21 protein-coding genes are annotated in these 22,576 nt (G+C 40.6%); 2 read left to right on the plus strand and 19 right to left on the minus strand.

Going from position 1 to position 22,576, the window contains the following annotated elements; genetic code table 11:
* Positions 1 to 72 precede the first annotated feature (72 nt).
* Positions 73 to 2,103 carry an FtsX-like permease family protein gene (locus ACYSNU_RS17120; RefSeq protein ID WP_461738378.1) on the minus strand — a complete coding sequence of 677 codons (2,031 nt, stop codon included), beginning with the start codon at positions 2,101 to 2,103 and terminating at the stop codon, positions 73 to 75.
* On the minus strand, positions 2,081 to 2,860 hold the full coding sequence (locus ACYSNU_RS17125) for an ABC transporter ATP-binding protein (protein WP_461738379.1): 780 nt from the start codon (positions 2,858 to 2,860) through the stop codon (positions 2,081 to 2,083). Before ACYSNU_RS17125 ends, ACYSNU_RS17120 begins: the two co-directional genes overlap by 23 nt.
* Positions 2,861 to 3,072: 212 nt before the next feature.
* On the opposite strand from ACYSNU_RS17125, the gene nrdD reads away from it, so the two are divergent.
* Positions 3,073 to 5,262, plus strand: coding sequence for an anaerobic ribonucleoside-triphosphate reductase (nrdD, locus tag ACYSNU_RS17130; protein ID WP_461738402.1), 2,190 nt, complete (start codon positions 3,073 to 3,075; stop codon positions 5,260 to 5,262).
* A gap of 165 nt (positions 5,263 to 5,427) precedes the next feature.
* Complete coding sequence (nrdG, locus tag ACYSNU_RS17135) at positions 5,428 to 5,994, plus strand: anaerobic ribonucleoside-triphosphate reductase activating protein (RefSeq protein ID WP_461738380.1); 567 nt, start codon at positions 5,428 to 5,430, stop codon at positions 5,992 to 5,994.
* Between the two features lie 129 nt (positions 5,995 to 6,123).
* Here the strand turns inward: nrdG and ACYSNU_RS17140 are convergent, their stop codons facing one another.
* The 17 genes from ACYSNU_RS17140 to ACYSNU_RS17220 form a co-directional block, all read right to left on the minus strand.
* Positions 6,124 to 8,823 carry a hypothetical protein gene (locus ACYSNU_RS17140; protein ID WP_461738381.1) on the minus strand — a complete coding sequence of 900 codons (2,700 nt, stop codon included), beginning with the start codon at positions 8,821 to 8,823 and terminating at the stop codon, positions 6,124 to 6,126.
* Positions 8,824 to 8,886: 63 nt separating this feature from the next.
* Positions 8,887 to 10,020 (minus strand): DUF916 and DUF3324 domain-containing protein, encoded by a 1,134-nt coding sequence (locus ACYSNU_RS17145; protein ID WP_461738382.1) that lies wholly within the window; start codon positions 10,018 to 10,020, stop codon positions 8,887 to 8,889.
* A 23-nt stretch (positions 10,021 to 10,043) separates the two neighbouring features.
* A complete protein-coding gene (locus tag ACYSNU_RS17150) occupies positions 10,044 to 10,769 on the minus strand; it encodes a WxL domain-containing protein (RefSeq protein WP_461738383.1) in 726 nt (241 codons plus the stop codon).
* Positions 10,770 to 10,813: 44 nt separating this feature from the next.
* Positions 10,814 to 11,521, minus strand: a complete 708-nt coding sequence (locus ACYSNU_RS17155; protein ID WP_461738384.1) for a WxL domain-containing protein — start codon at positions 11,519 to 11,521, stop codon at positions 10,814 to 10,816.
* A gap of 630 nt (positions 11,522 to 12,151) precedes the next feature.
* Positions 12,152 to 13,276 (minus strand): DNA polymerase IV, encoded by a 1,125-nt coding sequence (gene dinB / locus ACYSNU_RS17160; RefSeq protein WP_461738403.1) that lies wholly within the window; start codon positions 13,274 to 13,276, stop codon positions 12,152 to 12,154.
* Positions 13,277 to 13,469: 193 nt separating this feature from the next.
* A complete protein-coding gene (locus ACYSNU_RS17165) occupies positions 13,470 to 13,811 on the minus strand; it encodes a P-II family nitrogen regulator (RefSeq protein WP_461738385.1) in 342 nt (113 codons plus the stop codon).
* An 18-nt stretch (positions 13,812 to 13,829) separates the two neighbouring features.
* Positions 13,830 to 15,044 (minus strand): ammonium transporter, encoded by a 1,215-nt coding sequence (locus ACYSNU_RS17170; RefSeq protein WP_461738386.1) that lies wholly within the window; start codon positions 15,042 to 15,044, stop codon positions 13,830 to 13,832.
* Positions 15,045 to 15,210: 166 nt separating this feature from the next.
* A complete protein-coding gene (locus ACYSNU_RS17175) occupies positions 15,211 to 15,321 on the minus strand; it encodes a putative metal homeostasis protein (RefSeq protein ID WP_461738387.1) in 111 nt (36 codons plus the stop codon).
* Positions 15,322 to 15,357: 36 nt separating this feature from the next.
* A complete protein-coding gene (locus tag ACYSNU_RS17180) occupies positions 15,358 to 16,839 on the minus strand; it encodes a zinc ABC transporter substrate-binding protein AdcA (RefSeq protein WP_461738404.1) in 1,482 nt (493 codons plus the stop codon).
* A gap of 380 nt (positions 16,840 to 17,219) precedes the next feature.
* On the minus strand, positions 17,220 to 18,089 hold the full coding sequence (rsmI, locus tag ACYSNU_RS17185; protein ID WP_461738388.1) for a 16S rRNA (cytidine(1402)-2'-O)-methyltransferase: 870 nt from the start codon (positions 18,087 to 18,089) through the stop codon (positions 17,220 to 17,222).
* A 231-nt stretch (positions 18,090 to 18,320) separates the two neighbouring features.
* The gene (locus ACYSNU_RS17190; protein ID WP_461738389.1) at positions 18,321 to 18,665 is read right to left on the minus strand and encodes a DNA replication initiation control protein YabA; all 345 of its coding nucleotides are present in this window, start codon (positions 18,663 to 18,665) and stop codon (positions 18,321 to 18,323) included.
* Complete coding sequence (locus ACYSNU_RS17195; protein WP_461738390.1) at positions 18,658 to 19,491, minus strand: PSP1 domain-containing protein; 834 nt, start codon at positions 19,489 to 19,491, stop codon at positions 18,658 to 18,660. Before ACYSNU_RS17195 ends, ACYSNU_RS17190 begins: the two co-directional genes overlap by 8 nt.
* Before the next feature lie 17 nt (positions 19,492 to 19,508).
* Complete coding sequence (holB, locus tag ACYSNU_RS17200; RefSeq protein ID WP_461738391.1) at positions 19,509 to 20,468, minus strand: DNA polymerase III subunit delta'; 960 nt, start codon at positions 20,466 to 20,468, stop codon at positions 19,509 to 19,511.
* Between the two features lie 79 nt (positions 20,469 to 20,547).
* Complete coding sequence (locus ACYSNU_RS17205) at positions 20,548 to 20,877, minus strand: cyclic-di-AMP receptor (RefSeq protein WP_265458790.1); 330 nt, start codon at positions 20,875 to 20,877, stop codon at positions 20,548 to 20,550.
* Positions 20,878 to 20,894: 17 nt separating this feature from the next.
* Complete coding sequence (tmk, locus tag ACYSNU_RS17210; RefSeq protein WP_265458788.1) at positions 20,895 to 21,542, minus strand: dTMP kinase; 648 nt, start codon at positions 21,540 to 21,542, stop codon at positions 20,895 to 20,897.
* 66 nt (positions 21,543 to 21,608) lie between these two features.
* Positions 21,609 to 22,205, minus strand: coding sequence for a recombination mediator RecR (gene recR, locus ACYSNU_RS17215; protein WP_265458787.1), 597 nt, complete (start codon positions 22,203 to 22,205; stop codon positions 21,609 to 21,611).
* Between the two features lie 39 nt (positions 22,206 to 22,244).
* Positions 22,245 to 22,559, minus strand: coding sequence for a YbaB/EbfC family nucleoid-associated protein (locus tag ACYSNU_RS17220; RefSeq protein WP_265458786.1), 315 nt, complete (start codon positions 22,557 to 22,559; stop codon positions 22,245 to 22,247).
* Between the last annotated feature and the right edge of the window lie 17 nt (positions 22,560 to 22,576).

Here is a 22,576-nt window from a genome sequence, read left to right on the forward strand (position 1 = left end):
CCGCCTTTCTTTTCATAAAATTATAGCATAACGAACCGCCGATAAAAGCTTTTTTGCCCTTTTTCTGAAAATCTATAAATCCACCACTCGGCGATAAAAACTCGCCGTCAAGATGTAAAACATCAGATAGACCACCACAGTAAAAATAATAAAAATATTCGGCAGCCAAAAATTAGTAAAGGTTAAGTACCGGGACAACAGGTAAATCCCAAAAAAGGAATTTAAGACAATCACAGAAGTAATCGGAATAAAAACGAGGGCATTTTCCCAATACATGACCCGCAAGATTTTTCTTTTGGGAATACCTAAAAGATGCAGCAACTGGTAATTTTCTTTGCCATGCTCGGCTTCGGCAATCTGGCGTAAAGCAATAATACTGCCCGTTGTAATTAAAGCAATTAATCCGATAAAAACCGTCACATAAATCACTAAGCCTGATTGCCGACGGGTCAGCCGCCAATTAGGATACTGACTAGAATAATTTAATCTTTGTATCGTCGACGGGCCTTGGTTACCACTGGCAATTTCGCCGACCACTGCTGAGCCATTCCAAGTAAGGTCATAACTGAGGGCGTAATCGTAGGCCACCGGCAAATTTTCCGAAACAGCTTGCGCTAAAGCCTCCAAATTTTGATTATTGGTGTTAAAGGCTGCTATTTGATAACTATAACCCTCCAGTTGGTCAAACAGCTCATCTGAAACAACAAAAGTCACATAGCCATAACGTAAAAGCGTCAATCCCAGGCGGTCCGCTATCGCCCGTTGAATCGTCACCGCCTGATTACCCAAATATGCTCTGGAATCATATTCAAAAATATAGCTGAAAAGATTTTGAACGGTATCTAATAAAACCACCTGCTGATTATTTTGCAAATTAATATTCGGCAGCCCCTGATTTACTTTTCGATATTCTTGATAATTTGACAGTGAAATTACATCCACCAGTTCCACCGCCGAGCTGCCTTGATTATTCACCAAATTCCCTGTCAGGTAGCCGCCAACTGTTTTAAAGTTCAACGTTTCCTCAGCTGTTATCGCTCCATCATTTTCCTCAACAATGCCTTTGAGACGAGAATATTGATCATCTGCTACTTGAAAGTCGGTTGGGTCGGTATAATAAACCTCCCTCAGAGAAATCATAAAAGTTGAAAAGGCCAAACTGATTAAAATAATCGCTATGCTCATGGTGGCCGTGATGCCGGCAGTCGTGCGGCGGTTGCGGGTTAGACGGGCCCGCAAATTGCCAATCAAAAGCCCCGTTAAATTCTGTTCTGTAATTCTGCGGCTGCGCCCGACAAGCCACAGCAGCCAGCGTAAACCCCAGATAAAGAAAAAAATGGTGCCAACACTCGCTAAGAGCAGTGTAATCAAAATGCCGAGAAAATTCGCATAAAAGCCTGAGCCATCAAAAAAGTTGGCCAACCATCTTCCCAGAGCCAATGTCTGAAAAGCTCCTAAATAGGAAAGTAGTAGGAACAAAACACTAATTGCCCCCAGCATCTTTTGCCAGCCCCTCATTTCAAGTTGTTGGCTGGTCAGCTGATCCATTTTAAACAATTGATGGGTTGAATAATCCTGCAAAATCCAAGCGGTGCGCATGGCCACAATCAATAAAATAAAAAACATGGTACCCGCCGTTAAACCGACTGAACGCCAAGAAATAAAAAAGCTGCTTTCAATGCTTAAGGCCATCGCCTTAACCAAAATCATGGAAAACATCTTAGAAAACACAATGCCAATCACAATCCCAATTCCTAGACTTAAGATCCCAAGAATAATAATTTCACTAATAAAAAGTCCGGTAATTTTCCAACGATTAAGGCCAAATAAATGATAGATGCCAATTTCCTCTGCCCGCCTTCTTAGAAAAAAGCGATTGGTACTCAGCATAAAAAATAATAAAATCCCAATCACAGCAATTTGTCCTAAAACCAAGACCTGTGACAGGTGAATATCCTGATTAGCCCGCACAATAATCGCATCATTATAAGTCAGCGCACTAAAGGTATAAAAAATCGTCACCGCTAAAATCATACTCAAAAAATAAATCAGATAGCTTCTAACCTGCCGGCGAAAACTTTTAAAGGCTAGCCGAAATAGCATTGCTGCGCCCTCCCCCGCCGATAGTCGCTTGCATATCAATCACCTTATTGAAAAATTCACGGCGGGAACCTCTGCGCACAATTTCAGAAAATATGGCGCCGTCTTTGATAAATAAAATCCGGTTGCAATAGCTCGCCGTATACGGATCGTGGGTCACCATTAAAATCGTGGTGTCCTTATGTAAAGAGATATCATGAAGGTAATTCAATAGTTCAGTGGCAGAAGTCGAATCCAACGCCCCGGTCGGCTCATCAGCAAAAATAATTTTGGGCTCTTCGATTAAAGCCCGAGCTGCGGCCACTCGTTGTTTTTGTCCCACCGATAATTCATCGGGATATTGATTCAAAATCCCTTTGATTCCCAACATTTCACTAGCCATTGCGATTTTTTGGTCGATTTCAGCCAGTGATTTTTTTTCAACCGCCAGTGGCAATAAAATATTGTCTCGGGCCGTTAAAGTATTCATTAAATGAAAATCCTGCAAAATAAACCCCAAATTTTTTCTGCGGAACTCGCTGAGATTATCACCTTTAAGACTGGTTAAATCGGCACCATTAATCACAATGCTGCCGAGGGTTGGAAAACTGATGGTCGATAAGATATTTAACAAAGTTGTCTTACCGGCACCACTTGGCCCCATAATGCCGACAAATTCCCCCTCCTCTACAGAAAAAGAAATATTCTCCAGCACATTGACTTTATTTTTTCGACTGCCAAAGGTTTTGGTCAGATTTTTTACATCAATAATTGTTTTCATCTCATCACTTCCTCCCCTCTATCATAGCATATTCAGCCAAAAATCCCGTCAAACAAGCTTAAACAACGGACCCACTATATCTGGTGGCTATCTTTTAAAATATTCTCTATAAAATACCAGATGTTGATAAATATCTTCCGGAAAACTATTGCTCTATCTTGTGAAATGTTTTATTATAGAAAGCGAGATTAAAGGAAATGAGTGTGAAGAAAATGATGAAAATCCAACGGGAAAATACGGAAATTCTACTGCATCCAAGACTTGCAAAATTCAAAGTTGTCAAACGGGATGGTCGCTTAGTGGACTTTGACGACCAAAAAATTTACGATGCTTTAGTTAAAGCGGAAGCCAAAATTAACGGTTCCATCGACCCTTTAGCCCACGAACGAATTCAAGAAATTGTCAACCGGATTGACCAAGAAATCAGCGAACGCTTCGCCCATAACGTAAAAATTTATGAAGTCCAAAATGTGGTTGAACACATTTTACTTGAGAAAAACGAATACGACTTGGCTCAAGAATATATCAATTACCGGACGCAACGGGACTTTGAACGCTCAAAAGCAACTGATATTAATTTTACCATTGGCAAGCTGATTAACAAAGACCAAACTGTTGTCAACGAAAACGCTAACAAAGATAGTGATGTTTTTAACACACAGAGAGATTTGACCGCTGGGATTGTTGGAAAATCCATCGGCTTAAAAATGTTGCCGCCCCATGTGGCCAATGCTCATCAAAAAGGTGATATTCATTATCACGATTTGGACTATCATCCTTACACACCGATGACCAATTGTTGCTTGATTGACTTTAAAACCATGCTGACTGAGGGCTTCAAGATTGGCAATGCCGAAGTTGAATCGCCTAAATCAATTCAAACAGCAACGGCTCAAATTTCACAAATTATCGCCAATGTCGCTTCTAGCCAATACGGTGGTTGTTCAGCAGACCGGGTGGATGAACTATTAGCCCCTTTTGCAAAATTAAATTACCAAAAACATTTAAAAGATGCGGAAGAATGGATTGAAATTGCTGATAAACGTAAAGCCTATGCCTTAGCTAAAACTCAAAAAGATATTTATGATGCTATGCAGAGTTTGGAATATGAAATCAATACCCTGTTCACCTCCAATGGGCAAACACCTTTTACTTCCCTTGGCTTTGGCCTTGGCACAAATTGGTTTGAACGGGAAATCCAACGGGCCATTTTACAAATTCGCATTAACGGACTTGGCAGTGAGCATCGGACAGCCATCTTCCCGAAATTAATTTTCACATTAAAACGTGGCGTCAATTTATCTGAAAACGACCCTAATTACGATGTTAAGCAGTTAGCCTTAGAATGTGCTACTAAACGGATGTATCCTGATATTTTAAGTTATGACAAAATTGTTGAATTAACCGGTAGTTTTAAAGTACCAATGGGCTGCCGCTCATTTTTACAAGGCTGGCAGGATGAAAATGGTCAAGAAATCAATGTCGGCCGGATGAATCTTGGGGTAGTCACCTTGAATTTACCGCGGATTGCGTTAGAATCCGCCGGCAACCTCGATCGCTTCTGGCAAATTTTAGAGGAACGCTTAGGTATTATGAAAGATGCCCTTGTATATCGAGTTGAACGCTGTAAAGAAGCTTCACCTGCTAATGCGCCAATTTTGTATATGTATGGCGCCTTTGGTAAACGATTAAACCGCAAAGATGCCGTTAACGAATTGTTCAAAAATAAACGGGCGACTATTTCCCTTGGCTACATCGGCTTGTACGAAGTAGCATCCGCCTTTTTCGGAGGCGAATGGGAGCAAGATGCTGAAGCTAAAGAATTTACTTTGAGCATCTTAAAAGAATTGAAGGCTCATGCTGATGATTGGGGTAACGAGTACGGCTATCACTTCAGCGTCTATTCTACTCCAAGTGAAAGCTTAACAGATCGTTTCTGCCGCTTAGACACTGAAAAATTTGGCGTTGTAGCTAATATTACCGATAAGGAATACTATACCAATAGTTTCCATTATGATGTCCGCAAGAACCCAACACCTTTTGAAAAATTGGACTTTGAAAAAGATTATCCAAAATATTGTTCCGGCGGGTTCATTCATTATTGTGAGTATCCTGTGCTACAACAAAATCCCAAAGCTTTAGAAGCCGTTTGGGATTACGCCTATGACCGGGTCGGCTATCTAGGTACCAATACACCAATTGACCACTGTTATGAATGTGGATTTGAAGGTGACTTTAATCCAACTGCCCGCGGCTTTGAATGTCCCGAATGTGGCAATCACGATCCAAAGTCATGTGACGTTGTCAAAAGAACCTGTGGCTACCTCGGAAATCCCCAAGCTCGTCCGATGGTCCATGGCCGCCATAAAGAAATTTCATCACGAGTTAAACATATGAAATAAAACAACTGACGAACTTTTTAATAAAATCGAGCCAAATAAAATTAAAAAATTGCACCCTGACCTTGTCTTGGCGCAATTTTATCTGTAGTAAATTGTTTGGTGGTATCTATTTTTATTGTTTTCTCTCACTTATTAAATAAAAGAATTTTGCAAGGAGGTCTTTTCTTGAATAATCCTCAACCAAAGGAATGGTTGGCAAGCCAATATAGTAAAAATTATTATGCTGATTATAAACCCTTAAATTTTGTCGATGGCGAAGGCGTCAGAAATAGTCTTTACGTCAGTGGCTGTCTATTTAACTGTGAGGGCTGCTTTAATAAAGCTGTCCAAAATTTCCAATATGGTCAACCCTTCACTGATGAACTGGAGGATCAAATAATGGCGGACTTACAACCAGACTATGTTCAAGGTCTGACCTTATTAGGCGGAGAACCTTTTTTAAATACAGAAGTCTGTTTGAAAGTGGTCACACGCTTACGAAAGGAATACGGAAGTAGTAAAGATATCTGGAGCTGGACTGGCTATACTTTTGAAGAATTACTACAAGAATCCTCAGATAAACTGGAGTTGTTATCCTATGTAGATATCTTGGTGGATGGCCGTTTTGAGTTGGCTAAAAAAAATCTCAAGCTGCAATTTCGTGGCAGCAGCAATCAGCGGATTATCGACGTCCCAAAATCTTTAACTGAAAATCAAGTTGTCATTTGGGAAAAGTTGCAAGCAGGAAAGTAATTACAGTTTTCTTTCCTAAGTTAAAAAACTTTCTTAACACAAAAAACTAATTGTATTTGAAACGTTCTGAAAATCCAGACCACTTCAGATACAATTAGTTTTTTTCTTCCATATTTAATGAACCAAGCTTTAATAGTCAATTTCTCCAACTACAGTCCAATTGATGGTGGCCTCATAAGCCCCAGCTTCAGGGGAACCTTTTACAAATAAGGAAAACCCATTTTTCTGGTTTTCTGCAGTCGCTCCCAAGTCTTTAGCATAGGTCCAGTTTTGTGAAATTTCATAACCTTCCTCTGTGCTGGCATCAGGGTCTACTTGCGGATCAAAAATTTTAAAAGAATTATTTACAAGATTAACTGATTGTCCATCTTTATAATACCTCAAAATCCCTTCCAAGGCTTTTCCTTCACCGCTGCCTTCCACTTTCTTTTTCAAAGGTTCACCAGTGACATATAGTTGCCAATGTTGTAGGTTAGAGCGATTTAGTACATGGAGCTTGCCGTCAATTTTTTCAGGAAAAAACTCTGCTTCAGCAAAACCTGCAACCTGATCCCCAAAGTCAATAATATTGGGTACCTCAAAACCAGGATTTACAGGAATCAAATATGAGGTTAACTCAATAGCTCCGCCTTGTAAGTCTGATAAAGTTAAGTTAAGGTATTCTCCTTCTTGAAAATGCTGACTATCTTCGCCAAGTCTACCATATTCAAATTTCCAACCTCTTTGATTATACTTATAATTCCTGAATTGGAAGGGATAACTTCCTTCGACCAATTGGGTATCATCAACGGTCGCCTGTACCGACTCAAGTAATTCATTCACCTCTAAATCCCAATAGTGAATGGTGAAGTGATACTCTCTAGGCAATACCTTTACCTTTTGTGAAATTATATTGGACTCCAAGCCAAATTTATCGACAGCTTTTAATCTAATTTCCTGTTCGCCACAACCGCTCACATCTGTAAAAGGAAGGCTTTGCTGCCATTCCCGTTCCCCAATAATAGGATTTCCTGTTATTGTATCGCCTAACTTAATCCATTCACCTTCACCGATTGAATAATATACATCGGCTGTGTTTGATTCAACAGAAGAAACTTTACCAGAAAGAGTGATAGATTCACCTAGAGTAACTTCTAAATCATTTTGAAGATTTACTGAAAAACTTGGTGGGTCAACAATATGCTGGACAGTCAGTTGATTAGGGAGTATCGGTCCAACAGTATTCCCTCTGGTGGGCATTGCACTGCCGCTAAAGATAACCTTCTGGGATTCATTAATAGCTGATAAGAAATAATCTAAAGGCTTTAGGCTACCAGCAGAATCTTCAATCTGCTGATTTACAGTAACCCTTCGCCCGCTATTATCAGTGATATCTTCTTTAGTAAAAAAATCAATTACCCGTACAAAACGATTATTTCTGCCCCCTTGTGCTGTCAATGCCGGGTTATTTAAATCAAGATACGTCATTAAAGAACCATGATGATCAAGTGTCAATGAGCGATTCCACAAATTTTCTCCTGGCAAAGTTTGAGTATAGCTGTCATTGATAACTTCCAAAAACTCATCCGGATAGTAATCCCCTTGAGTATCAAGTTGGCTTTGCAGATTGTAGCTTTTAGTTGAATCTAAGTTCAAGCCTTCCGGTGACAGCCTGCCAGTCGGATCACGGAGTATGTCGATTGGTGAAAAGTAACTGCTCCAACTATTCACCTGCAAGTTAGTTTTTGCCTTGTTAGCTCTTATCTTATCTAAAACAAACAAGGTGTCTTCCACCTCATGAAGCGTTGAACGTTCATTGATACCCATAACTTCTGGAGAGAGTGTCTGGTCATTTGGCAGAATATAAAAATCTAAAGGAAGGGAATTACTCGGATGAGGGGGTAAATTACCTCGTGTTAGAATTTTCCCGGGACTATTATCCGCAGCTTCAAAAGCCTGTGGATTTTTTTCAGGCGTAACTCCTAAAGCTAATAATTCTTCTGTGGATAGATTTCCTGTATAACGACTGATATCAAAAGCATAGTGGACAGTTCCTTCACCCGCTAAAAAGCCCAACCCTGTAACATTTACCAATCTTTCCATTTCCTCAGCAGAGGTTGTCATCTCTTCTTTTTGTTCATCAGTAAAATTTCGATAATCTACTCCTCTTATCAGCAAATAAATCGCTGAAGGATCTTCTTTGCTGTATTTTGTGTAGCGAGGTACAACAGTAATTGGAAAGTAAATATCAGAAAAAGTCGGAATTCCCATTGCCCTAATGTTGAACTTCGTACTAGCTCCCATACTGGACCAGTCAATACATTTGGCCATCGCCTGAGCATCTACTCCTGGAGGAAATTCCAACCGTAAATACAGACCATAATTGCCAGCTCTAAAATCATCTTTAGTTTTTTCCCAGCCACCATTCATATTATTACTCGCATAAATCGGTAAAAAATGCGAAACTTGGAATTTTCCGCCTTTAAGAGGCTCATTGGGAGAAGCGGGGGTATATTGGCCTTTTAGTTCACTTTTCTGCGACCACAGTATTGGCTCACGAATGGTAATTTTCGTATTGCTTAAGTGAGTGAAGTCATTATTTGTTGACCAAGCTCCACCGAGCCCGGTGCTATATGGTGTACCGTATTGTGCTTCCATCAAGGAAGTCAGAAAAATGCCATCCTCCACTACCTCCACTTCACCAGTCACACCAGTTTCACCTGTCAAATCTGCTGGGTACTCTTTGGCAAAAACCCACGGGTCAAAGTCATTCGCCTGTTGAATTTTAGGCAGAGTAAATAAACTAGCCGCAATTGTTGCCAGTAAAAAAAGCCAAAAAATTTTTTTCATTTATGCCACCTTCTTACTCTCTCCGATATCCTCGCTTAATTTCACAGAACGTTCCAAAAAATTCTATGGGTGACTGACCTTTCTGCTAACGTTTTTTTTTCTTTTGCTCTTTTTCTTTTCCTCTAATTTTATTCTCTTTGACCGTTCATACCGATATTTCAGCCAAATGATCAGCATCAATGCTAGCAAACCACCGATGATTAGATAAGGGGGCCAATTAAATTTACTTTCTTTCATAGGTGGATCGTTGATGGCTTCTGCCGCCAACGCCTGCACCTCATTTTCAGTAATAGTAAAATTCTCCCGCCAACGCCAAGTTTTCTCTGACCATTTAGGGTCATTTGTAGTGGCCGTCAATTCCATCGTATATTGGCCCGCTTCCATCGGTTGATTTTCAAAGAAGATGGGAAAACTATAATTTGAGTTTGGTGCCATCGTTATGTTTTCTAGGGAATTTTTGTAAAGCACTTGATATTCATCTTTGGGCATAATCTCAGCGGCTACTTTCAGCTGAGAAACCACAGTTGGCAAATCATTTTGAAGATTTGCGTGCACTACTTTGCGGTAGTTGTTCATGCCAGTCGTGATATCCAGCAAGTTTAAATTGGGTTCGGCAATCTCTTGATTGACCGTCAATTTAATTCCCAGTGCATAGCTGTATTTGTTAGAAATTGAGATACCTTCCTGGCTATTTTCTCCTTCGACAACCTGATCTGCTCTTTCGAAATACCAAGAGCCCACATAGGCTCCATCTGGAATATTGTCAGGCACTTGAATATCCACTGAAACAGTGTGGCTCTCTCCAGGAGCAACTTCAGCCTGAATATCAGAAGCAGCTACTGCAGCAAAGTCGCTGATTTTGAAGCGTAAACTTTTATCATAGGTTTCAGCGGCAGAAGTGTAGCTAATCTGCCCGTTTTCATTTGTATAGGTTGTAAATATCTCGGAATTTACCATAATTGGCTGATCATCACTACTAAAAATAGTCGCTTGAATCCTTCGTTTTTCCCCCGGTTGGACTAGTAAATCAAAAAATGAACTGTTATTTGAAACTAGTGCTCCCTCAGGTTGCATCTTTTGAACTGAATAATTAGCACTATTTTGCTGATTATCTTCGCCACTTGCTCGCACTTCGATAGGCAGAAAAAATAAACTCCACAGACCGAAAAATAAAAGGTAAGGTTTAATTTTTTTCATGATGACCTCCAATTATCCAAACATTAGGATGTGATTTCTGCAGTCAATATCCAGTTGATTACTGATGTGAAGTTGCCTTCTTTTGCCGTTTTAGCTGGAATCTTCAAACTAACGCTTGCCGCATCCCACTCAGATGTTGAAACACCTTTTCCAGCGGCTTTATCAGCAGCAATGGAAAAAATGCTCGTTTCTTGGTCCTCCCCAGCCGTCAAGTTCACTTGAGCTGTACTAAAATTACTATCAACGGCTGTCGGATCACTATTCAAACTATTTCTGGCTTCTCCTTTTGGCAAAACTATTGTGGAGCCAGTTAATTGATCTGTACCGTTAACAAACTCACTACGGGTTACTTTAACCACCCAGCCATCACTTTTAGTCCGGTTATCAGACACTTGTAAATAGTGCAATTTTCTTGTAGCCTCACTTGGGATATTGGGATAGATAACCTCGTTCATTTCAACTATCTGATCGCCAAAATCAAATAATGAAGGAACTAAATCTAGAAATAGAGGCCCTTTTTCTCCTGTCACATAATTATTTTTTAAAATATCTTCCAGTTCGGGATTAACTAGTTCGAGAGCTGGATTTTCAGGGTCTTTAGGTGTGGTTACTTTGTTATTCTCCTTAAAGTCAATGATCCCTTGAGTTTCGCCAACATTAACTGGATCATCAGTAGCCATGGCCGGAACAGCAGTCACAAGACAAAAAGCGCTTACAATTAATCCTGTTAAAATAATTTGTTTCTTCATAATATTCCCCTTCTCTTGTTATTATTAATTTGTACCAGTAAAAATTAAGCTGTCACAGTTGCCGTCAGGGTCCAAATAATCTCATTGCTGTATGCTCCCACAACTGATACACCATTTGGCACAGTCAGTTTTACATCTTTAGCTAACCAATTGGCAATTGAGACGGCTTTCCCATTATCAGTCCCAACCGGCAAGAAAAAATCTTTTTCTGCTGTTGTAATTTCGACTTCATCAATAAAAAAATCGGTCCCATTCAAATTTTCTTTGAGACTATTCAAGGCTGTCCGTTCTGGAATAGTCAAAAATGAGCCAGTCAGCTTATGTCCCTCAGCCGTCGCCAAATAATCGGCTTGTTTAACAGTAACTTTCCAACCAGAAACTTGACCACGATTATCGGTCACTTGAATATACTGTTTCTTTGTAGCATTTTCTGGATCATCTGCCTTTTGATTTACCCCTTGGTAAACAATCTGCTCTAAACTCATTTTCTGCTGTCCAAAGTCAAATTCTTTAGGAATAACGTCAAGGGACAGAGGACCTTTATTATCCGTGATAACGTGTTCATCATCAGGATCTTCTAATTCTTTTGTGGGATCATCTGGATCTCTTGGCGTCGTCACATCTTCATTTTCAAGTAATGACAAGCGCCCAGGTGTTGTTTCACCAGTATCAGCGGCATGAAGGCTAGTTGGAGCAGCAAACCCGATTAATAGACTGACCGAAAACAAACAACTCAATATTTTCTTATGCATTTTTTCCTCCTTTTAGTGAGAAACTAGTGTGACGATTGGGTTATAAAATGACAATAGCTAATGGCTTGAGACGACTGGCTGATTTTTTGAATCAGTTGGGCTATATTCCTGTAATTAAACTTGGAGAATAAAACTAACTTACCTGATTTATTGATGCAAAAAAGTTCCAGTGTCACTAGTGATTATTTTGCATATCATACTCGCATTCTTTGTTCTCTCTATTCTGAGAAACCAGAATTGCCAACAACAATCTAAAAAACTGGCAACATCCATGTTAAAATGAAAAACAGCAAAGACAAGATAAGTTATTTCCTCTAGAAAAGAAAGAACCCCTCACAAGAAAAATATACTATCTTCCGGTATTTTTGTCAATATAATTAATTATTATTATATATATTGAATAAAACATACTGTTTTATAGATTTGTACAACTTAATCTCTCCATTAATCAAATTAAAAAAACACATCCACAACTTCTCCACAGAATATAATTAACAATACCCATTGTTCTTCAACCAAAGTCTGCTATAGCAGTTAATCGATTTAAAGTCAATTGACAGCAAATCACATTCCTACTGTTTGACTGTATTTTAGGTAGTTTCAAATCCTGTTTTGTTGTGGACGCATTTTTTATTTTTTATGGGTCTCTGGCCATAATGGAAGCGTGATATTTTCATAAGTCATAGGATCTAGATTAGTAATTGTAACGCCTAGTAAACGAATGCCTTTTTCAAGGCCTTGGACCTCCTCCCAAATCAAACTGGCCTCAGCAAAAATCGCTTCTTTTTCATGCAAGTATTCCCGCAAAGTCGTTCTCTTAGTAATCGTCGTAAAATCAGCATAACGAACTTTCAGCACCACTGTTTTGCCATGTTTTTGCTCTTTTTTCAAAGCACCAGCAACTTTTTCTGAAAGTTGCCTTAGCTGAGTAAGGACTTCTGATTCAGTAGTCAGCAATTTTCCATAGGTGTGTTCTTTGCCGACTGATTTGCGATTACGAAGGATATTGACTGGGGAATCATGAATACCTCTGACTTTACGGTAGAGGGAATACCCCATCTTGCCAAAGCGACGAATCAATTCCATCTCGCTTTTTTCATATAAATCAGCACCCGTAAAGATACCCAGCTCCTGCATTTTAGGCACGGTTTTTTTACCTATACCGTGAAACTTTTCAATAGGCAATTCCTTTAAAAAGGTAATGGCCTCATCAGGCATGACAACCGTCATCCCCCTTGGTTTTCGATAATCAGAGGCTAATTTTGCTAAAAATTTGTTGTAACTAATACCAGCCGACGCCGTCAAATGGACTTCCTGCCAAATGTCTCGTTGAATCAGACTAGCAATCTTGATGGCTGATTTACTCTGTAGCTTGTTTTCAGTGACATCCAGATAAGCCTCGTCTATGGAAACTGCCTCGACAATATCCGTATAACGGTAAAAAATTTGACGAATCTGGCGCGAAATCTCTGAATATTTTTGATGATCCCCCGGTTTAAAAATCGCTTGTGGACACAGCTCAAAAGCCTTCTGGGCACTCATGGCAGAATGAATACCGTACTTTCGGGCTTCATAATTGGCAGTTGTCACCACTCCTCGACCGCCGGTATCACTGGGATGTCTGGCGATGACTAGGGGTTTTCCGACTAATTCAGGATGGTCCCGCTCTTCAACGGCCGCAAAAAAAGCATCCATATCAATATGAATAATCTTTCGCGAAGTATCATTTTTCAAAGGAAACTGTAGCTCCACCACGTCAATCACCTCCACTACATTATAAACCAAACGTTAGTTCCCTTTCAAGTAGGGGAGCCACGGCGTATATTCAAAAGATGCAAAATTCTCGAAAACTTTAGAATACTTCTTGATAGCATAAAAAGCATCTGCGGATTCGCAGATGCTTTTTATGGAAATGCTATTTTGAAAAATTCATAAGGCAGACAATTATTTAAATTGCCGCACGTCCTCTTTCCCCCGTGCGAATGCGAATCGCTTCTTCAACATTGGTGATAAAAATTTTGCCATCACCAACGCCCTCTGTGCCGCAAATACTCAAAATCATGTCGATTACTCGGTCCACGTCTTCATCTTGTACGACAAAGCTGATTGCCACCTTTGGTAGTAAGGTTGTGATGACTTCCTGACCTCTAACATACTCTTTAAAGCCCTTCTGCCGGCCAAAGCCTAAAACCTGAGCAACTGTCATCCCGGAGGTTTCTGTTCCTTGATCAATAGCCGCTTTTACTTCTTCTAGTTTTTCCTGTTGAATAACCGCATCTATTTTTTTCATTGATAACTTCCTCCATTATTAAGAATCTAAGCCCATAAACGTTGGGTAAGCTGATTCGTCATGTTCGCTGTGATCTAAGCCCAGCGCTTCTTCTTGAGCAGAAACACGAATCGGCATAAACAATTTGATAATTCGGATGATGATAAATGTTGCTAAACCGGCAAAAATTGCTGTGAAGACAATTGAAGCGACTTGAGCGATAAATAAGTTTGCTTCACCATAGATTAAACCTGTGTGACCTAATGCTGGATCGGCAAAGATACCTGTCATGATTCCACCGAAAATTCCGCCAATACCGTGGCAACCAAAAGCATCTAATGCATCATCATAGCCAAGTTTATGCTTGATAACTGAAATAAAGTAATAACAGAAAGGACTAACTAAAGCACCGATAATCAATGAAGACCAAAGGCTGACAAAACCGGCACCTGGTGTAATAGCAACCAGACCGACAACCGCCCCAGTACAGGCGCCGACAACTGTTGGTTTACCAATTGTTAATTTTTCAATCAGCATCCAAGAAAGCATTGCTGCGGCTGCAGAAGTATTGGTTGTTAATAATGCATGGACTGCCAAGCCATCTGCTGCTAAAGCTGAACCGGCATTGAATCCAAACCAACCGAACCATAAAAGCCCTGTTCCTAACACGATGAAAGGAATGTTATGGGGACGGTATTCCGTTTGCTTGAAGCCACGGCGCTGACCAACAACTAAAGCTAATACCAAACCAGAAATTCCTGAACTGATGTGAACAACATTCCCGCCGGCGAAATCGATTGAGCCGATTGCATCTAAGAAGCCGCCACCCCAAACCATGTGGGCCAATGGTGAATACACGATAACCAACCAAGCGGCAATAAATAAGAAAATTGCTGAGAAACGCATCCGACCAACAACAGAACCGGTAATAATTGCTGTGGTAATGAGAGCGAACATCATTTGGAATCCAGCAAATAATCCATCTGGAATTCCTTCGCCTTTACTCATCGAAACACCGTTTAAGAAAAGATTGTCTAAGTTCCCGATAAATAGACCGTCTCCACTAAAGGATAACGTGTAGCCAATGCCAATCCAAATTACTGAAGCTAAGCCCATAACGCAGATAACCATCATCATGGTATTTAAAATATTTTTGCGTCGTTCTAAGCCCCCATAAAAAAATGCTAGTGCCGGCGTCATCAAGAAAACCATCGCCGAACAGATAATAATAAATGCAATATTTGCTGCTTCCATAATTCCAACTCCCTTTTAAGTAAATTAATCAACCTTCAATTGATTATGTTAGATATAGTAACATCAAATTCCGGATAAAACTAGATTATTTTTGAAAATTATCAGAAAAAATGAAAAAAGCTCTCTTTTCGTGTTAAGTTTTCTAACACTAAAAGAGAGCTCAACTTTATTTATTTTTCTTTTTAAGAGCCCTCAGCATTTTCAACGCCCGTTTTCGAGTTCTAATATTCGGGCTCTTTAAATTGCGATAAGCTGTTGATAAATTTTGTTTTTCCATCCTACTTCACCTATTCTTTCTGTAAATTAATGTTGCTTAGTGGGCCATCATCTCTTGGGCAATTTCAAAGCCGGATAAATCTTCAGGATAATAAGTCGGCCAGTGATCCATCTCTGCTAATAAAGCTTCTTGACTGTCATTGCCAAAATAAATATGGAAATGAGCCGCTTTCGTTGAAGTAATATCATGATCACTAAATTGAACATATTTGAAGGCGCCACTGCTGTCATCAAGTGCCTCAAATAAGTAGCGCACACCACGATTGCCGGCAGCATAATTTAAAATTTGATAGCCGGTATATTGATACTCACTGGAAACAGTTTGACCGTCTTCATCTGTAAAGCTCATCGTATCTTCCGTGATCTCAATTTCATTGATGGTTGTCTGGTAGCCTGTTTGATAGTAGGCAAAATACTCGTCTAGTGTTTTACTCGAGTCTAGCTTGGCTTTATAGGCCATCACCTGATCTAATGAGCCATCTTCTAAATACGGATAGACAGATTGCCAGTTACCTTGCCAGTCTGATAGAGGGCGATTGCTTACATCACTATCAGCGAAATAACCGTTGTAGACAGTTTGTTCTTTTTCGACAGTCGGTAATGTCGAAGTCCGTTCATTATTAATGGTTCTAGTTAAGGCCGTCAGATTCTCCTCCATCACTGAAATATAATCTTCACCTGCTGCCTGCTGCTCCTTTGTTAGTCCTTCTAAGGGATTTAAAACTAATAACTCCACACCGGTTTCCTCTGCTAAGGTGCGGGCTACAGCTTCTGTGGCATTTTCCTCAAAATAGATATACTGCAAATCCTGCTCCAAAACAAATTCCTTTAATTCAGCTAAACGACTGGCAGAAGGCTCTTCATTTGCTGATAACCCAGTAATCGGCACTTGCTTCAAGCCATATTCTAAAGCTAAATAACCAAAGGCTGAATGCTGTGTGACAAAGGTTTTCTGAGTGGCGTTGCTAAGTTGATCTTGGTAAGCCTCATCCAATGCTGTCAATTTTTCAAGATAGGCTGCTGCATTCTCTTCAAAGGCCTGAGCTTTTTCAGGATAAGCCATCATCAGTTGATCACGAATCGCCGCAACTTCTTTGATCGCCAAACTTGGTGCTAACCACACGTGGGGATCTAATTCATGGCTGTGACCTTCATGACCGGCCTCATCATGGCTATGCTCGTGTCCAGCCTCATCTCCAGGCAGTAAAATCATGCCTTCTGTTGCTTTCACCACATGAACATCGCCATCGGCTAGCGTACCTTCAATCTCTGGTACCCAAGTCTCCATATTTTCATTGTTGTAGACAAAGACATCGGCATCCTGGATATCTGCCAAATTTCTGGCACTTGGTTCATAATCATGGGCCTCTGTGCCAGCTGGTATCATCAGCTCGACTGTTCCCTCATCACCAACAATATTTTTAGTAAAATCATACATGGGATAAAAAGAAGCAATCACCTTGATTTCTCCTGTTTCGGTTTGCCCTTCTGTTTCCCCACAGCCACTCAAGCCAATCATTCCTAATAAAACGAATAGTCCCGCTAAATACTTTTTCACTGATATCTCCTTTTGAATCCCGAATTTTTTTGTTCAATCAATTACGATTTGCTCAACCCAAAGCGTAATGTTTTCGATTTGAACAGAAGGAGTTTACCAGAGGCTTTTTGACTTGTCAAATTTTTTACAAAAAAAACTGTGACACAAGTTTATTCAAATATAATTTCTCCGAAAACTATTCAGTATGAGCTACTAAATATTGTTCTTTTGTCATTTATAATCTTCAAATGACAAGTCACTCATACTATTTGTCTAGTAAATCTGATGATTCACAGGAGACAAATGGCAGCATTCGGATAATATATTTGTATAAAACTTCTGTCACAGTCATGCTTGACTAGTTAATTTTCATTTAATTCATGGTATGCATTATAAACGATTTGTTTTTTTAAATCATTGCGGCGGGCGGTTTCTTTAATGGCATCTTTTGTGGTCAGACCATTTTCGATCAAGGCCGCCACCTGCTCTTTTAAAGTGCCTTCAGGTAGAGCAATTGTTTTTTCACCAGTAAATCCGGCCACCAAAAGACAAATCTCACCTTTTAACTCCGTTTCTGCTAGATATGTCTGCAGCTCTGCTAAACTCCCCCGCAGATATTCTTCATGAATTTTAGTGAGCTCCCGACAAATTACAGCTTCCCGTTCCCCAAAGACCTCCAGTAAGATATCAATTGTAGCTTTGATTCGGTGGGGGGATTCATAAAAGATACTAGTGGTTGATTCTTCTAAAATTTCTTCAAGAAAAGCCACCTGGTCTTTTTTCTTACGGGTTAAAAATCCATAAAAGGTAAAGGGCTGTGGGTTTAAACCAGATGCGATTAAAGCTGTCACTCCAGCAGTCGGCCCCGGCAAAGCGACAACGGAAATATTTTCCGCTAGACAGCTTTTGACCAGTTCATGACCGGGATCGCTGATTGACGGCATGCCGGCATCACTCACCTGAGCAACATCTTTGCCGCTCTTTAAAAACTCAAGCAAATAAGGAATTCGCTCGCGATAGTTATGCTCATGTAAACTTTTTTGCGGTGTTTGCAAATCAAAATGATTCAGCAATTTTTGCGTGTTGCGGGTATCTTCACTGGCAATCAGGTCAGCATTGCCTAAAGTTTTGACGGCTCTAAAAGTCATATCCTCTAAGTTGCCGATTGGCGTCGGCACTAAATAAAGAGTGCCCGCTACCTGCCCCTGCTGAAAGCTTTTTTGTTTGTTCATTGGTCGTTCCCTTCTAGACGAAATAAAGGCTGTGCTTTAGTTTGCCAGACAACTATCCGAAATCACCACTACTCAGTCTTATTCACTGAGTAGTTTTCGGAAATATTTGTCAGGTTCACAACTAAAGTCACAGCCTCTTTTGTTCAATTTTTTTTACATTGGTTCATTCACCGGCGACTAATCTTATCGCCGTTTTTTTTAGCCAGCTAACTAAGCAGTTAAACTTTATCGCTATTTGGTACTCTCGCGATAGATAACTCCTGAACAAAGCAGACAAGGTTCATCATTTTCCCGTCTGGAACCATAGAATTCATTGCAGACATGAAAGCCGTCTTCGTAAATTTTCTCCAGGTTCATCCGGGATTGCGACAGTCCAGCCGTCTTTTTAGCGCTGGCTTCTTTGACTTGATCCAACTCCTGTAAATGCTGCCGTAGACGCTGATTCTCCATCTCCAAGGTTGCATTTTTTTCTACCAATTGTAATAAAGATTCCTTCATGCGAATCAATTCAGCCAAGGAATTGCTTAATTCAGTTTCCAATTCGTTCAATCCGTCATATAGGGATCGTTTATCCAATTGTTTCACCTGCTTTGGCTAAGGCTGTAGCTTCTTTGATTTCTTCATTGGTGAACTCGACTGCTGCTTCATGGCCTGCTAAGCGGACTTTGACAATCCGACTAAGCATATTTAGCCCAACAACCCGACCTTTGCCATCTGGCGTGATAACTTCTTTGCCATAATCCGGCATTTCTTTTTTGGCAACTTTGTACTCGTCATTTTCATATTTCAAACAGCACATCAAGCGACCACAGAGACCGGAAATTTTGGCAGGGTTTAAAGATAGCCCTTGATCTTTTGCCATCTTAATTGAAACCGGAATAAAATCCCCTAAAAAGGTTGAACAGCAGAGCTGGCGGCCACAAGGACCAATCCCGCCTAAAGCCTTGGCTTCATCTCTGACCCCTACTTGTCGCAGCTCAATCCGCGTGCGAAAAACCGCAGCTAAATCTTTGACTAATTCCCGGAAATCGACCCGACCATCAGCGGTAAAGGAAAAAATAATTTTACTACGGTCAAAGGTGTATTCCACCTGAATTAGCTTCATTTCTAAGCCATGTTCTTTGATTTTTTTCTTAGCAATCCGAAATGCTTCTTTGGCATCCTGCTGATTTTCTTCAGCTTTTGCCAATTCTTTCGACGAAGCCTTATGTAAAATCGGCTTCAATTCCTCCGGTAAATCCTCCGGCGCAAATTCCTTTTTAGGAATCGCCACGGTCGCCATAAATTTGGCCTGTTGAGATTCGACAATTACTTTTTCATCGTATTGATACTCGGCTTTACCAGGGGAAAAATAATAAATGTGTCCAGCTGGACGATAACGAACTCCGACAACTTCTACCACCTAAAAGCCTCCTTAGATTAGAGATTTTTTTTAAGAGTCTCGGCTGTGATTTTCAAAGCCAATTGCTCACAGACATTTTGAAAAGAAACATTGGCACCAAGTTTTTGCTCAGCTGTCAAAATCAGCTGAATCTGTTGATTAATGTCGGCAATTTTTTGCGGCAGACCTTGCTTGACTGCCTCCTTTAAATAACCTTGGTAAAAATGCAGCAAAATACTCAAGCCCTGCTGCTGCTGATTTTTTTCTTTAAAAATCGTCAACAATTTCTTTTGGACATAGATAAAACTTTGCAAATCACGGTTTTTCAAATAATTAAACCATTGCGTCATAGATTCTTTAGCTTCATTAAACCATTCATCTTGGGAGATTTCAACTGCTTTATCATAACTATTTGTCAAATCGGTTAAGAGGGCAGCCGACTGTTTACCGATACCTTGCGCCTGTAATTTTTCCTGCAAAATTTTTTTTGAGAGACTCTGAAAATGCAAAATCTGACAGCGGGATTGAATCGTCGGTAAAATCCGTGCCAGAGCCGTTGTCTCCAAAATTGCCAAGAAACCACCAGCCGGTTCTTCTAAAAATTTCAGCAGGCTGTTGGCGGCGCTGAGATTCATTTTCTCTGCATCCTTTAAAATGAAGACCTTGTGCTGGCCTTCAAAGCCACTCTTAGAAAATTCCGTCTGCAGCTCGCGAATTTGATCGACTTTAATCGTCTGACCGTCAGGCTCCACCACTAACACATCTGGATGAATTCCTTCATCAATTCGGGTGCAGTTATTGCAGACATTGCAGGGCTGGTCATTGATTTTTTGCTGGCAGAAAATTTCTTTTGCCAGCCACAACGCCGCCTGATCTTTGCCGGTCCCCCGGTCCCCTTCAAAAAGATAAGCATGGGCTAATCGCCCATGCTTCACACTTTTTAATAATAGAGCGGAAACTAGCGGCTGTGTTTTAAAAAAAGCCGGTGTTTGTTCCATGTTAGCTGCTCCTTATTTCTTCAAAAATTTAGTGACTGTTTGACTGCTAAAAATGGCAGCCAGCTAATCGTGATGCTTCTTAATACTGATGGAAGCCTTCAACTGGCAAGACGAAAACTGTCGCGCCGCCAACTTCCACTTCCACTGGATAAGGAATTTGTCCATCCATTGAAATATCTAACGTCACAGGTGTCGAAACATATTGTTTTCTCGATTGGCAAGTTCTTTCGATTAACTCTAACGTTTCCGGGACCCGCTCGTCTTCAATTCCGACGATAAACGTGCTGTTGCCGGCTTTTAAAAAGCCGCCGGTTGAAGATAATTTTGTTGCCCGAATGTTGGCATCAATAAATTCATTGGCTAAACGGTTGCTGTCTTTATCTTGAACAATAGCTAAAACAATTTTCATAGTTCTACACCTTCCTTTTAGTTGATTGAAAAATACTCAGGATAACGGGTTAAAATGGCATCAAGGCATTCATTGACAACGGCTGGCAAACTCTGGGTTGCATTGACTTTAGTAATTCGTTGGGGATTTTCTTCTGCCAAACGCAGATAAGCGTGGCGTACCCGCTGATGAAACTCCAAGCCTTCTGAATCCAAGCGATCCACCTGATGGCGGCGATTAGCCCGAATCCGGCGCAGGCCAGTATCAGAATCAACATCCAAATAAAGCGTAAAATCAGGCGTTGTCCCTTCAGTCGCAAATTCATTGATTGAAGCAATAGCCGCTAAACCAATTCTGCGGCCAGCTCCTTGATAAGCCATGGAGCTATCGACGAAACGATCACAGAGGACAATTTTGCCATCGGCTAAAGCCGGGAAAACTTTTTCAACTAGATGCTGGCGCCGAGCTGCTGCATACAAGAGAGCTTCCGTTCTTTCATCCATCGTTTCATGACGTGGATCTAAGATGATATTGCGAATTTTTTCAGCAATTGGAATGCCCCCTGGTTCGCGTGTTTTCAATAAGGGCCGTTTCGCTCTTAATTGTAATTTAGGATAAAGCTCTTCTAAGACACTCGTCTTGCCAGCTCCATCTGGTCCTTCAATCGTGATAAATAATCCGTTCACGTTTTTGCCTCCATTTTTTCTAACCTGTTAAATTTATTGTAAAGGAAAACTGTAAAAAAAGATATACTAGAGCTCACGCCGGCCTTCCACAGCCTTTAATAACGTGACTTCATCGGCATATTCAATATCGCTGCCGACTGATAAGCCATGGGCCAAACGAGTCACTTTAATCCCCGCTGGTTTAATCAAGCGGGAAAGATAAATCGCCGTAGCCTCGCCTTCAGTCGTAGCATTCGTAGCAATAATCACTTCTTTGACCTGATCGTCATGCAGTCGCTGAATCAATGGTGCAATATTGATATCCTCTGGCCCGGTTCCTTCCATCGGCGACAAAACACCGTGGAGGACATGGTACAGGCCGTGATACTCCCGCATTTTTTCCATCGCCATCACATCTTTGGGTTCTTCCACCACTAAAATCATGCTGCGATCTCGGGTGGTGTCTGCGCAAATCTCACAAGGATCATCTTCAGTGATATTGCCGCAGATACTGCAAAAATGTAAATCCCGTTTAACGCTCAAAAGGGATTTGGCAAATTCATTGACGACCTCATCCTTCATATCGATTGTGTAAAAAGCCAAGCGGGTGGCGGTCTTTTGACCAATCCCCGGCAACTTCATGTAGCTGTCGATTAACTTAGCTATCGGTTCTGGGTATTGCATAATTTTTAGCTCCTTTGACTTGTCTGCATAAACTAAAGTCTAGAAGCCAGGCATACCTTTCGTGTATTGTCCCATGGTTGCTTCTGTTTCAACTTCAATTTTTTCTAATACGTTGTTGACTGCCATCACAATTAAATCCTGCAGCATTTCAACATCTTCTGGATCAACGACACCTTCATTGATTTCAATGTCCTTCATCTTACGGTCGCCAGTAAAGACTACCTTGACTAAGCCATTTGTCGCTTCTCCGGTGAATTCTTTTTCATTTAAAGCATCCTGTGCCTTCACCATTTCTTTTTGCATCTTTTGTACTTGTTTCATCATGCCTTGCATATTTCCCATGCCTCGCATCATCTTCATCACTCCAATTT

This window comes from Enterococcus sp. LJL120 (genome assembly GCF_054871765.1).